Annotated in this window: 11 protein-coding genes; 8 read left to right on the top strand and 3 right to left on the bottom strand. The window is 49.9% G+C overall.

Translation table 11 applies throughout. The features are described from left to right. Nucleotides 1–86: 86 nt before the first annotated feature. The 4 genes from DFR60_RS00060 to DFR60_RS00040 all read left to right on the top strand — a co-directional run bounded on the left by DFR60_RS00060 (nt 87) and on the right by DFR60_RS00040 (nt 3,809). Entirely contained in the window at nt 87–1,094 is a 1,008-nt protein-coding gene (locus DFR60_RS00060) for a LacI family DNA-binding transcriptional regulator (protein ID WP_110321058.1), read from the top strand. A 74-nt stretch (nt 1,095–1,168) separates the two neighbouring features. Beyond that, nucleotides 1,169–1,525 carry a DUF6145 family protein gene (locus tag DFR60_RS00055; protein WP_002600601.1) on the top strand — a complete coding sequence of 119 codons (357 nt, stop codon included), beginning with the start codon at nt 1,169–1,171 and terminating at the stop codon, nt 1,523–1,525. After that, a complete protein-coding gene (gene dusB / locus DFR60_RS00050; protein WP_110321057.1) occupies nt 1,522–2,496 on the top strand; it encodes a tRNA dihydrouridine synthase DusB in 975 nt (324 codons plus the stop codon). The genes DFR60_RS00055 and dusB overlap by 4 nt, the downstream gene beginning before the upstream one ends. Before the next feature lie 587 nt (nt 2,497–3,083). Beyond that, nucleotides 3,084–3,809, top strand: a complete 726-nt coding sequence (locus DFR60_RS00040; protein WP_110321056.1) for a phosphatase — start codon at nt 3,084–3,086, stop codon at nt 3,807–3,809. A 136-nt stretch (nt 3,810–3,945) separates the two neighbouring features. Here DFR60_RS00040 and DFR60_RS00035 read toward each other — a convergent pair whose 3' ends face one another. The 3 genes from DFR60_RS00035 to DFR60_RS00025 all read right to left on the bottom strand — a co-directional run bounded on the left by DFR60_RS00035 (nt 3,946) and on the right by DFR60_RS00025 (nt 8,712). After that, entirely contained in the window at nt 3,946–5,202 is a 1,257-nt protein-coding gene (locus DFR60_RS00035) for a rhamnogalacturonan acetylesterase (protein ID WP_110321055.1), read from the bottom strand. Nucleotides 5,203–5,369: 167 nt separating this feature from the next. Next, a complete protein-coding gene (locus DFR60_RS00030; RefSeq protein ID WP_110321054.1) occupies nt 5,370–6,926 on the bottom strand; it encodes a response regulator transcription factor in 1,557 nt (518 codons plus the stop codon). Beyond that, entirely contained in the window at nt 6,898–8,712 is a 1,815-nt protein-coding gene (locus DFR60_RS00025; protein WP_110321053.1) for a sensor histidine kinase, read from the bottom strand. The genes DFR60_RS00030 and DFR60_RS00025 overlap by 29 nt, the downstream gene beginning before the upstream one ends. A gap of 246 nt (nt 8,713–8,958) precedes the next feature. Here DFR60_RS00025 and DFR60_RS00020 point away from each other — a divergent pair, with 246 nt between their 5' ends. The 4 genes from DFR60_RS00020 to DFR60_RS00005 all read left to right on the top strand — a co-directional run bounded on the left by DFR60_RS00020 (nt 8,959) and on the right by DFR60_RS00005 (nt 13,323). Continuing rightward, entirely contained in the window at nt 8,959–10,332 is a 1,374-nt protein-coding gene (locus DFR60_RS00020) for an ABC transporter substrate-binding protein (protein WP_029465827.1), read from the top strand. 149 nt (nt 10,333–10,481) lie between these two features. Continuing rightward, nucleotides 10,482–11,375 (top strand): carbohydrate ABC transporter permease, encoded by an 894-nt coding sequence (locus DFR60_RS00015; RefSeq protein ID WP_002600593.1) that lies wholly within the window; start codon nt 10,482–10,484, stop codon nt 11,373–11,375. A 2-nt stretch (nt 11,376–11,377) separates the two neighbouring features. Then, nucleotides 11,378–12,223, top strand: coding sequence for a carbohydrate ABC transporter permease (locus DFR60_RS00010; RefSeq protein WP_002600592.1), 846 nt, complete (start codon nt 11,378–11,380; stop codon nt 12,221–12,223). 50 nt (nt 12,224–12,273) lie between these two features. Continuing rightward, entirely contained in the window at nt 12,274–13,323 is a 1,050-nt protein-coding gene (locus DFR60_RS00005) for a glycoside hydrolase family 88/105 protein (RefSeq protein ID WP_110321052.1), read from the top strand. Nucleotides 13,324–13,534 lie beyond the last annotated feature (211 nt).

The following is a 13,534-nucleotide window of genomic DNA, read 5'->3' as shown; positions in this document are numbered from 1 at the left end:
TGGATCAGATATAATGTAAGAAAAAGTGTAAGCGCTTTCGCACTGCATTCCAGAGCGTCGGTGTATCAGGATAAAGAGGGTTCAAAATGAATATTTACGATATAGCAGAGCTTGCAGGGGTGTCCATTGCCACCGTATCGCGTGTGGTGAACGACAGCCCGCGTGTCAGCGAGAAGACAAAACAGAGGGTCCGCGCCATCATGGAGGAGAACGGTTATACGCCAAACGTGTTTGCGCGGGGTCTGGGACTGGACTCCATGAAGACCATCGGGATTATCTGCCCGGATGTATCGGATTCCTATATGGCATCGGCGGCATTTCACCTGGAAGGCCGTCTGCATGAGTACGGGTATGACTGTATTCTCTGCTGCAGCGGATCCCGGCAGGAGAATAAGGAAAAGTATGTGAGTCTTCTGTTAAATAAGCGGATCGACGCGCTGATTCTGGTAGGATCGACGTATGCCGGCGAGGGCGGAGACGACCGGAAGGCGGATTACGTGCGGAATGCGGCGAAGACGGTTCCTGTATTTATGATTAACGGTTATATTAAGGGCGATCATGTGTATTGTGCCTTCAGCGACGATTACGGCGCTACCTATGACGTGGCTTCGCAGATGATTGAGGCGGGAAGAAGACGGATTCTGTTTCTGTGTGATTCCCATTCTTACAGTGCGAATCAGAAGCTGGCGGGATATGAGGCGGCCTTGAAGGACCATGGACTGCCTGTGCTGGGGGACTTAAAGCTTTATGTAAAGAACCGGATCCATTCGGTGAGAGACATTCTTTTAGAGAGGCGGGATTTGAATTTCGACAGCGTGCTGGCCACGGATGACGGCCTGGCTGTGGGTGCGATCAAATACGCTAACGCCAAGCTTTTAAAGATTCCGGAGGAACTCTGCATCACCGGATTTAATAATTCTGCACTTTCCATCTGCTGTGATCCCGAGCTTTCTTCCATTGACAACAAGGTAGAAGAGCTCTGCGCCATCACCACGGATCAGATGATGGCGGTTCTGCGGGGCGAGGAAAAACCGGTGGCACAGAAGAGCCAGGTCCCCTGCAGACTGGTGAAGAGGTGTACTACGGATTTTTAGGAGCTATTGTCATTCATTCTGTCTTGTGATATACTACGTTCGGATGAAATAACCATAGAAGGAACGGTGTTTTTATGATAGAGGAGAAACAGGATCGTATCGTATTATGCGGAGCCAATTCCTATGAGCAGAAATACTATTTTAATGAACAGTTTTCCAATCTTCCTGAGAACATACGGCAGGAGCTTCAGATTATGTGTGTGCTGTATACAGAGGATGTGGGCGGAATTCTGACTCTGGAATTTGAAGAGGATGGTACTCTGGAGTTTTTAGTGACGGCTGAGGAGACGGATTATTTATTTGACGAAATAGGAAGCGTGCTGAAAATCAAACAGTATCAGATGGAAAAGAGGGATCTTTTGGAGGCCCTGGAGATGTATTACCGGGTCTTTTATCTGGGAGAAGAGATTGATGAGGAAGAGGAATCGTGAAGCTTAAGATTGGTAATGTAACACTTGAGAATAATCTGATTCTGGCGCCGATGGCAGGGGTAACCGACCTGCCATTTCGCATTCTCTGCAAGGAGCAGGGCTGCGGCATGGTGGTGACAGAGATGGTGAGCGCGAAGGCGATTCTTTATAAGAACAGGAATACGAAGGCGCTCCTGGAAGTAGAAGAGAGAGAACGTCCGGTTTCGGTTCAGCTGTTTGGCTCCGATCCGGAAATTATGGCGGATATTGCGAAGCTCATCGAGCCGGGACCTTTTGATATTATCGATGTCAACATGGGATGCCCCGTGCCGAAGATCGTTAATAACGGCGAAGGCTCAGCGATGATGAAGAATCCCAAGCTGGCGGAGGCGGTTCTTGGCGCCATGGTGAAGGCTGTAAAAAAGCCTGTGACAGTGAAGTTCCGCAAGGGTTTTACGGACAGCGATGTGAACGCGGTGGAATTTGCCAGGATGGCCGAGAACTGCGGCGTGGCTGCGGTTGCGGTTCACGGCAGGACGAGGGAACAGTATTATTCCGGGATCGCAGACTGGGATATTATTCGCAGGGTAAAAGAAGCCGTGAAGATACCGGTCATCGGAAATGGAGACGTCTTTGCCCCCGAGGATGCGAAGGCGCTGCTGGACGAGACTGGCTGCGATGGAATTATGATTGCGAGAGGGGCAAAGGGCAACCCGTGGATCTTCTCGAGAACGCTCCATTACCTGGAGACGGGGGAACTTCTTCCGCCCCCATCCATGGAGGAACTGCAGAACATGGTTCTGCGCCATGCGAAGATGTCGGTGGAACACAAAGGAGAGTATCTGGGAATCCGGGAGATGCGCAAGCACATGGCCTGGTATACGGCCGGACTGCCCCATTCGGCAAAACTGCGGAATGATATCAACGCGGTGGAAACATTAGCGGATTTGGAAACACTCGTGATGGAACGGTTTGCAGGACATTTCAGATGATGAAATGTCCTGTTTTACTTTCAGGAAAAATGTTCCGTCAAAGGAAAAAACTTTACAGACATATCCGCGCACTCTAAAATGTGATAGAATTAAGTATAAATAATGAAAATTTGAGGGAGGCGCGTCATGACCGATGTCTATGAAAATTGCCCTGTATTTGAGAATGACCAGTCAGGAGGATAAATCCGATTTGTTAAAGGTTTATTCTGACAAAGCTGCAGTATTATTTTTTAACAGTGATAATTGCGGCGGTGACGACTTTTATTATACACGCTGCGGACTGTTTTACGGACTGCGGACTGCTCAGATTGGATATCCGGAGCGATTACGAAAGAGCAGGCGAAATTACAAAAATATTGGGAATGATCATTGAACCCGCGTATACACTTTTTCATTGCGATAAAATTGCTGCAAAAGCCATTGCCGCAGCAGCAGAGCGAATACGCGCGTTAGAGCGGTTGGGTTTTAAGTATACAGACGAAAAGTTAATCGGACATGATGGAACGAAATATGATGCATACTTTGTATTGAACAGAAACGAGTAATACGGATAAATGATCTGTCCAGCTAAATGAAAGGAGAGTACTGTGAAAAAAGATTTCTTATTAGATATTCACACTCATACGATAGCCAGCGGTCATGCTTACGGCACGATTCGGGAAATGGCGAAAGCAGCCAGCGAACAACATTTACAGCTGCTGGGGATAAGTGAACATGCGCCAGGCATTCCAGGAACGGTGAATCCCTTTTATTATAATAATCTTCAGGCGATACCCAGGGATTTGTATGGCGTGGAAATTTTGCATGGCTGTGAAATAAACGTCCTGAAAGGCGGGCTGCTTTCCCTCGAGCAGCAATATATAGAAAAGTTGGATTATGCAATAGCAGGAATCCATACGCAGTGTTATAAAAATGAGGGAAAAATTAAAAATACGGATAATATAATTCAGTGTATGAAGCATCCCAAAGTGTTCTTTGTTTCCCATCCGGATGATGATCATACACCACTGGATTATGAAAGACTCGTACAAGCCGCAAAACAGTATCACGTTGCTTTAGAAATAAACAACAGTTCTTTGAGAAAAAAAGATAAGCGTTTGAACTGTGTGGAAAATTACAAGATCATGCTTGCGCTTTGCCGGCAGTCTGAAGTTCCTGTCATTGTAAATTCAGATGCCCATGATCCCAGTGATGTAGGAAATTTTGTTTTGGCTGAAAAGCTGCTTGATGAAATAGGATTTGACGAAACATTAATTTTAAATACAGATGTAGAAGCCTTCCAGGCATTTATTGGATACAGCCGCAACCGGTGAAATTCCGGATAATCTGCTGCGGGAGGGCGTGTCAGGAATCATAAGAAGACCGGCCTTGCCGTCCCTGATGCGCCCTCCCGCTTTTCTTTCGGATCAATGATTCCAGAGATTCCGCACAACTCACCTTCGGCGTCTGTCACTCATCTGATGGTGCCTGAACCGCCTCTTCCAACACTTTCAACAGCGCAGCAGTTGATTTTTCCATGGCATCAAACTGTTCCTTCTGTTCCGTACTGCCTGCACGGTTGTTCTGGCTGTCCAGCAGATCCCAGAGATTTTCCGGAGGAGTGAAGTCGGAGGGACCGGCGGTTACATGAAATACTTCGGGAAATATCCGGCCGAGTCCGGCTGCGATGCAGGAAGCCAACAGGCACGCCCCGTACTCATTGGTGTGGGTGTAGTCACCGGGATGGAAGTACCCGCAGGAGCGTTCCATTCCGGTCTTTTCATAGAAGCGTACCGAGAACTCATGCAGGTCGATGACCGGGGTATTCGTGGAAACGGCCACATCTTTAACCGCCTGCACATGTTCCGCCAGCAGCTCATGGTAGGTGCCGTCCTCTTTCCAGATGTTGCGTCCGGGAGAGGTCACCAGCACGGGGATTCCGCGGAGGTTCCGGACTTCTTCTATGTATCTTCGCAGATTGACGGGATACTCCCTGTCGGCCCGCAGATGGGGAAGCTTCTGGTCGTTATGGCCGAACTGGATCAGGCAGAAGTCACCCGGTCTGAGAAAATGCTTCACGATGTCCATGTGGCCTTCCTGACGGAAGGTTTCCGTCGTCAGCCCGCAGTGCGCCTGGTTTTCCACGGCTATTCTGCCGTCTAAGAACGCGGGAAGTGCCTGGCCCCAGGAGGCGTAGCAGGCACCCGGAAGATAGGGGATTTCTGCGGACTGGTCTGTGACGGTGGAATCCCCGCAGAGATAGACTGTCGTTACGCCGTCGGACACATTAGCTGCCTCGGCATAACAGGCTTCGATCCGGACAGCGCCGGGCTCCGGGGTACAGAGCGTAACAAAGAGGTTTTCCACCGGATAGTACGCTTCGTGGTAGCGTGGAATGATGCCGGCTACGGACTGGTAAAAGGTGCGTTCGTACCGGTCCCCCTTCTTCAGGGAGATGATATCACGCAGAAGTTTCCGTCCGGTGAAGAGAAAGAGCTGTTCCACATCCTGAACGGCGGTCAGTGCGATATGAACCGCGTAGAGCCCGCAGGGGAGCCGTTCTGTGATATAGCTGTAGGGAATCATACTTCCTTCGATGCCGTTGGCTAAAGAAAGAAGCGATGGGTCAAAGCCGTCTGACAGCTCCGGTATGTCAAGCCGGTCGGAGTCAGCCGTGAGATGGTCTGCGGCTGTATTGTGAAAAAATGGCTGAAAATGATACTGCATCTTAAAGTTCCTCCTGAAATGAATTTTCAAATACGCTAGTGCATCCCGGCGTAAATACACCACTATATAGTGCCTGATATCCGCGTCAGGTGTGCGTCTGCGAAGCGACGGTGTAGTGGGCGCTACGACTAGCTTCGCAGGCGTGCGCCTGGCGTGGAGAGCGGGTGCTATATAGTGGTGTATTTACGCTGGGATGCACTGGGTTCCGCTGGGCCGGACGGTCCGCGTAAGCCGGTGATGTAGGCGCTGGGGGCCATGCCGGTCTTTTTCTTGAAAAGCTGGGAAAAATACTGTGGATTGTTGCCGAAGCCGACCCGCTCGGCAATATCCGAGATCCGGTCCATCTCCTCGTTTTCGATGTATTCCTTTGCCTTTTGAATCCGCTCATTGGTCAGGTAATCGGAAAAGCGTATGCCGGTCTCCTTCTGAAATTTTCTGGATACATAGTCTACATTCATATATAATTGCTGCTCCGCTATATATTTCAGCGTCAGGTTGGGATTCTCCAGATTTTCCCTGATATATGTAAATATCTGCCTGGTCATGCTGCTGACAGTTTCCGTTCTGGAGCAGCCTTCCATAAGCTCTGTGAGCTTTTGAAAGACAGATTTCTTCAGCGCGTCAAGATCACTCTCCCCCTCGGCCTGCATCAGCCACTCCGTGAGGCCGGAGCCGGATATATTCGGGTTGCCGAGCGTGATTTTCAGGAACATACTGCCGGACAGCTGTTTGAGGAAACGGATGTCCATGATATCGGAGATCAGTTCCATGAGGCTTTCCATGGCGGAGGCGCTGCCCTCGGCAATGGCGCGGCAGTAATTTTCAGTTTCCTGGGTGATTGCGGTATAATTGCAGGTGCATAATGCGTGGTAATTGTTTACGTAGTAAAAGGTGCTGAATCTGCGGATCTTCTCGAGGACGACGCCGAACAGGCCTTTTAAGTCGGAATACGTCTCCATTTGAAGCTCCAGGCTGGTGTGCTGGCCCTCTAAGCTGACGCGGTCCAGCTTCGCCTTCAGCTGGCCGAAGTCAAAAGAGATGTCCTGACAGAAGATCAAAAAGGTATTTCGCACATAGATTCCGTAGATGCTGACCTGCGGCAGACAGTTCTGGGCAAAATCGCTTAGAAGGCCCAGAAATTCTTCCAGATTCTCCTGTTCCAGATAGTAAATGTAGAACAGACGGTAGGGCGTAAAGTAAAAATCCATGTAGGGCTCATAGGTGGGAATAATCTCATCCAGCGATTTCTCCAGATAGAGAGCGTCGTTGATGATACTGGAGACTACATTGTGGCGGATGCTGTCCGCCTGGCTGAACTGGGAGTCCAATATCCGGCGCGCCTGGCGCTTGGCGTAGCAGTCGCTGACACTTTCCTTTACGGCGTCAATGATCTGCTGCTCATTACAGGGCTTTAAAAGATAGTGGCGGACTCCGTATTTCATGGCCTGTTTGGCGTATTCAAATTCCCCGTAGCCGGAGAGCAGGATGAACTGGGTATCCAGATCCGTCTCGGATATCCGGCCGATCAGCTCCAGCCCGTTCATGCCCGGCATGCGGATATCTGTGATGACCAGGTCCGGAGATTCATCTAAAATCATGTTGTAGGCCTCGATTCCGTTGGAACAGAGACCGGCCAGTTCAATTCCATACTGGCTCCAGTCAATAATTGTGGATATGGTCTCCCGAATGATGCGTTCATCGTCTGCAATGATCAGTTTCAGCATATGATTGGTTCTCCTTGACTTGAAATGGTATATGGATATCAGCGGTTGCGCAGTCGTCCTCATTTTTTAACTCAAGACCGCAGGCATCGCCAAACAGCAAACGGATGCGCTGGTCAATATTCATGAGACCGATGCCGAAGCCGTTCGGCTGCTTTTCCCGGCTCCTTAATTTTTCAAGAAGGTCTTCTTCAAAAACGGAACCGTTGTTTTTAACCCGGATCAGGACCTTATCGCCTTCGTGGCGCACCAGGAGTTCCACGTGGCAGGTCTCTGTCATCTCTTCCATGCCGTAGCGGATGGCATTTTCTATGAGCGGCTGTATGGTCAGCGGCGGCATCAGGATATGATGCAGATCATCGGCCACCAGGGAGACAAAGTCCAGGCGGTCCTCGAACCGTATTTTCTGTATCGTGATGTAGGCGCGGACCAGCTCCAGCTCGTAGTCCAGTTCCACCAGGGACTCGTGATTGCTGAGGGTAGAGCGGAGCAGCGTTCCGAGAGACTCTGCCATCATGGAGATCTCCGCGTTTTTGGACGCCTTTGCCCTCCAGTTGATGGATTCCAGCGTATTATAGAGGAAATGCGGGTTGATCTGGGATTCCAGCGCCTTGATCTGGGCTTCCTTGCGCAGCAGTTCATTTTTATAATTTGTGTCCACCAGGGTCCGGATCCGGGTGGCCATCCGGTCGAAACGCTGGTGAAGCCGTCCGATCTCATCGTTTCGGACGCTGTAATCGTAGGCGGACTGCTCCAGGGTGAGCTCATTTTTACTGAATCCATCCATCTTAACGATCAGTGCGTTGAAATGGCGCAGAATGGAGTAAATCAGCCACTGCGTTAAGGCAAGGGCGATCAGAATGCCGAGCACCATGATGCCCAGAATGATTTTCGCGGAGCGTCCGATGGAGTGGATGATGGAGTCAAACGGGATCAGGCTGATGTAGCGCCAGTCGTAATACGGAATCTTGCTGCTCACTGCGAAATAGGTGTGGTTGTCCACCCGAAGGGTCTGATACGTGTCGTCCTCCAGCTGGAGCGTCTGGGTTACCAGGTCTTTGGAGAGGCCGGCCGAGGAGTAGATGGTGTCCGGCCCGTCTGCCAGAATGTAGTAGCCGGTATCGAAGGTCTGGAAGGAACGGTTGATCGTATTGATCAGCCTGTCGGTATCCACGTAGATCAGCAGCCTTCCGATGGTGGAGAAATCCAGCGCCTCGATTTTCCTGATATTTCTTCCGAGAAAGAGGCCGGAAGTACTGCCGCCTCCGGTGGTCCAGCTGACCGCACCGTCGCCGGCCTCCGCATTCTCCAGGGCATTATGGATAAAAGCCGAATCGGTCCTTTCGTAGGCGGCCCAGTTGGTCGTATTGGAAAATGCATCGTTATACAGGACGATGTAGGAGACGCCGTTCTGCCGGAATGTCTCATAATAGGATGAAAGGGCGGTGTTGATGCTCCGGTTAGCATTGGAACGGACCACGGCATCATCCGACTCGTGGATCGCGGAGAGAGATGTCTGGATGGATGGCGTCGACAGGATGATGGAGGACAGGCGCTCCACATCCTTTAAATTTGCAGAGATGGTATTTGCTGAAAAACTCAAATTTCCCGCAATGGATCGGTAGAGCAGTTCATTATAGGTCTTTGACAGTATGGTAAAGCCAATGAGGGAAAACAGTAGGAGAGAGACGACGTTTAACAGTACAATAAAGAAAATCTTCCATCTCAGCGAGAGGTTTTTAAACAAGGTAAGGAGCTTTGCTTTTAAGGTTTCTGCCCGTTTTTTCATGAGAATTGACCTGCTTCTTTCTATATTTAAGATTTCGGTTGAAGTAGAAAAGCATGGTTACAAATGGTACATGGACAGTATATAATAATTGCATTGCAAACTCAAGATTTCGGAAAGGAAAGTCGGTTTTTTCTAAAAGGAAGTCGGTTTTATTTATACCGGTATCGGAGGAAACCAGTTTATAATAAACTTACAAACGAAACGGAAGAGCAACACCGTTTTCAGAAAAAGATGGAGGATATGAAAATGAAGAAGAAATTGGCAGTAGTCCTGGCCGCTTCCATGGCGGCGGTATCTCTGGCGGCATGCGGCGGCACGGCGGAAAGCGGAAGCACCACAGGAGCAGATTCTCAGACAACCGCAGGTGCAGCGGCTGAAAATACGACGGCAGCGGCTTCCGGCGACGCGTCCCTGACGGTGGCCTGGTGGGGCAACCAGACGAGAAACGAGAGGACTCAGGCGGCGCTCGATAAGTATTCGGAGCTGAACCCTGGCGTGACATTCGACGGACAGTTCTCCGAGTGGTCTGATTACTGGAATAAGCTGGCGACCGCGGCAGCAGGCCATTCGCTTCCCGATGTAATCCAGATGGATTACGCTTACCTGGATCAGTACGTTTCCAACAATCTTCTGGTGGATTTGACTCCTTATATCGAGGATGGCACCCTGAATGTGGACAACTGCAGCCAGGACATCATTAATTCCGGATCGGTTGACGGAAAGGTGTATTCCATCGCAATCGGCATCAACGCGCCGGCCATGGTCTACAACAAGACCATCACCGACCAGGCGGGAGTGGAAATCAAAGACAACATGACGCTGGACGAGTTCGTAGCAGTCAGCAAGGAAATCTACGCAAAGACCGGATGCAAGACCAACATGGCATACGGCGTCTCCCAGGAAATCTTACAGGCCATGATCCGCGGCTATGACGGCCACGTGCTCTTTGACGAAGGGAAGCTGGGCGTGGACAGCGCAGACGAATTCGTACCATTTTACAAAGTATATGAGGATGGCGTGAAGGAAGGCTGGTACATTGAACCGAGCGTATTTGCAGAGCTGACTCCGGGTTCCATTGAGCAGGATCCTCTGATCTACGGTTCCAGCCCGGAAACCATGTCATGGGTAGCGTTCTGCTGGTCAAACCAGTATGCGGCGTTTACCAACGCAGCTCCGGAGGACATAAATTTAGACTTGACCACATGGCCGTCGAAAGACCCGAAAAAGTCCAACTTCTTAAAACCGTCCCAGCTCTTCTCCGTATCGGTGGATTCCAAGGATCCGGTTACCGGTGCTAAGATTATCGACTACTGGACAAATTCCATGGACTGCAACGAGATTCTTCTGGCCGAGAGAGGCGTGCCGATCTCTTCCAAGGTTGCCGAGGAACTGGCTCCGTCTCTGACTGAGAGCGATCAGAAGGTAATCAGCTTCATCAATGATGTGGTAACACCGAATTCTTCTCAGATCAACCCTCCGTATCCGAACGGAAGCGCAGAGGTATCCGACTTAATCAACAAGCTGGGTGAAAAGGTATGCTACGGCGAACTGACTGCGGAGGAAGCGGCAGAACAGCTTTATACCGAGGGAAATAAGATCATGGCAGAAAAGGCCAAATAACAGGCTGTAAACTGAAAACATATTGAGGGTGTCCCTATTTCGGCATAATCTGACTTACGGGGCGCCCTTTTCTTGAGAATGGGAAATAATCGAGATTGAGAAATAATCGAGATTGAGAAATAATTGAGATTGGGAAAAGGAGCAGATCTATGAAAATGCTGAAAAAAGCAATGAATAATGAGCGCACGGCGGGAATCATCTTTACCATGCCGTTTACCATCGGGTTCCTGCTGTTCATGATAGTGCCGATGGGAATTTCACTGTACTATTCCTTCTGCAGCTATGATATTTTGTCTCCGCCTGTCTTTACGGGCCTGCAGAATTTCAAGACCATGTTTGCAGATGAAACGTTCTATAAATCCATTAAGGTTACCTTCTTCTTTGCATTTGTGTCTGTGCCGCTGCGTCTTTTATTTGCGCTGATCGTGGCGATGCTGCTGCTCAAGAGCACGAAGATGACCGGATTCTACCGGGCGGCTTACTACCTGCCATCCATCATCGGCGGCTCCGTTGCGGTCGCTATCCTGTGGAAGCGTATGTTTGCCACGGACGGCGTGATCAACAAGCTGCTTCAGGCAGTCGGCATCAACTGCACCATGTCCTGGCTGGGCAATACGAAGACGGCGATCTGGGTACTGATTATCCTGGCGGTGTGGCAGTTCGGCTCTTCCATGCTGATCTTTTTGTCCTCGTTAAAGCAGATTCCGCAGTCGTTATACGAGGCGGCCAATGTGGACGGCGCGAACGGCATCTCCAAATTCTTCCGGATTACACTGCCGCTTCTGACGCCGACGATCTTCTTTAACCTGGTTATGCAGATGATTAATGGTTTCCTGGCTTTTACGCAGAGCTACATCATCACCCAGGGAAAACCGATGAATTCCACACTGTTTTACACGGTGTATATGTACCAGCAGTCCTTCGAGTTCTATAACACCGGATACGGTGCGGCTCTGGCATGGGTTATGCTGGCCATGATCGGAATGATCACACTGTTCCTGTTTGCAACGAAGAAATTCTGGGTATACGAAGGAGGGCTTTAATCATGAAGGCAAAGAAAAGAATTCGCGATGTCGTATACCATGTCATTGTTTTCGGTATTGGCATTCTCATGATCTATCCGCTGATCTGGATGTTCATGAGTTCCTTTAAGGAGACCAAAACCATTTTCCAGACGGCAGGAAGCCTGATTCCCAATCCGTTTACACTGGATAATTACATCAATGGATTAAAGGGATTTGCCAAGGTTCCCTTTCTGGTATTCTTCAAAAATTCACTGTTTATCTCCGTAGTTGCCACGATAGGAACCGTGATTTCATCTGCGGTGGTGGCGTACGGGTTCGCACGTTTTGATTTCAAGGGAAAGAAAATACTGTTTGCGGCAATGCTGCTCTCCATGATGCTTCCGGCGCAGGTTTTAATGATCCCGCAGTACCTCTGGTATCAGAAGCTGGGCTGGGTGGGAAGCTACTTACCGCTGATTGTGCCGTATTTCTTTGCGATTCAGGGATTTTTCGTTTACCTGATGACGAACTTTATCGACGGAATACCGAAGGAACTGGACGAGGCGGCCAAGATCGACGGCTGTTCCTACCCGCAGATATTCGGAAGAGTAATCCTGCCGCTCATCACACCGGCCCTTGTTACAGGAGGAATCTTCTCCTTTATGTGGAGATGGGATGACTTCCTCTCCGCGCTGCTTTACGTCAATAAGTCCATTAAGTATCCGGTCAGCCTTGCGTTAAAGCTGTTCTGCGATCCGGGCTCTTCCTCGGATTACGGCGCAATGTTTGCCATGGCTTCCTTATCCATTCTTCCGTCAGTAATTATTTTTATTTTCTTCCAGAAATATCTGGTGGAGGGAATCAGTACCAGCGGGCTGAAGGGATAAAGAAGAAGGTACAAGGCACAAACGACGGTTGAAGATGGAGGAACAGGCAGATGGGAAAACTGAAATTTGACAGAAATTGTATGGAACAGACTATGGACCGGATCGTGGAACGGACGATGCGGATGGATATGACCTGGGACTGGCCCTGCGGCGTCGCGTATTACGGAATCGCGGAGGCGTATGAGGCAACGGGAAAACAGGAGTATCTGGATCTTATGAAGGAGCGGGTGGATGAACTGATCAGTCTGGGGCTTCCCGACTTTACTGTTAACACCTGCGCCATGGGGCACGTGCTGCTGACTCTGTATCAGCACACCGGCCAGGAGGTCTATAAGGATATCATAGAGGCCAAACTGAATTATCTGGAACATGAGGCGCTCCGGTTCGGAGACCATGTCCTTCAGCACACGGTGTCGGCTGACAATGACTTTCCGGAACAGTGCTGGGCGGATACGCTTTTCATGGCCGCGCTCTTTCTGCTGCGAGCTGGAGTAATGCTTGAGAGACCGGAGCTGACAGCGGATGCGCTGAAACAGTGGTACTGGCACATCCAGTATTTACAGGATGAGAAGAACGGGCTGTGGTACCATGGCTATAACCATATCACAAAGGACCATATGAGCGGGTTCTACTGGGGAAGGGCCAATTGCTGGGCGGCGTATACCATGTCCCAGGTGGCACACATTCTCCCGGAGTGTTATTTATATCCGGAGTATTTAGAGATCGCGGGAAGCTTAAACGAGCAGCTGTCGGCTCTGAAGCTGTACCAGACGGACTCCGGTTTATGGCGCACGCTGCTGGATGATAACGATTCCTACGAGGAAGTGTCGGCCTCCGCCGGGATTGCCGCGGCGATGCTGGCGAAAAAGAACCCTCTCTATTTAAAATATGTCAACAAAACGGTGCAGGGCCTTCTGGCCAATGTGACAGAGGATGGCCGCGTGATGAATGTCTCCGGAGGCACCGCTGTCATGAAGGACAGGGAAGGCTACCGCAATATCTCCCATAAATGGATTCAGGGATGGGGACAGGGCATGGCGCTCACATTTTTTGCCGGTCTTTTGCAGTACGATTCCATGAAAGGGGACGGAGCGCTTTAATTGTGTGGCTGAGAGCGAAAAAAGACAGACCTTCTCCCGGAAAAACAGGGGAAAGGCCTGTCTTTTGAATTAGGAAGACGATATTGTTATTATTCTCGTTATGTGGTATACTCCCGTCTTTGACACATGAATGAACGTATAAGTGCCACAACCCCTTTGAAATACTGGGCTTGTGGCACTTTGTACTCTCTTCACGAAATATAGTAATGTT

The sequence above is a fragment of the Hungatella effluvii genome, assembly GCF_003201875.1.
Taxonomy (GTDB): Bacteria; Bacillota; Clostridia; order Lachnospirales; family Lachnospiraceae; genus Hungatella; species Hungatella effluvii.
The sequence above is the reverse complement of the archived record's forward strand: the minus strand, read 5'-3'. Positions and strand labels throughout refer to the sequence as shown.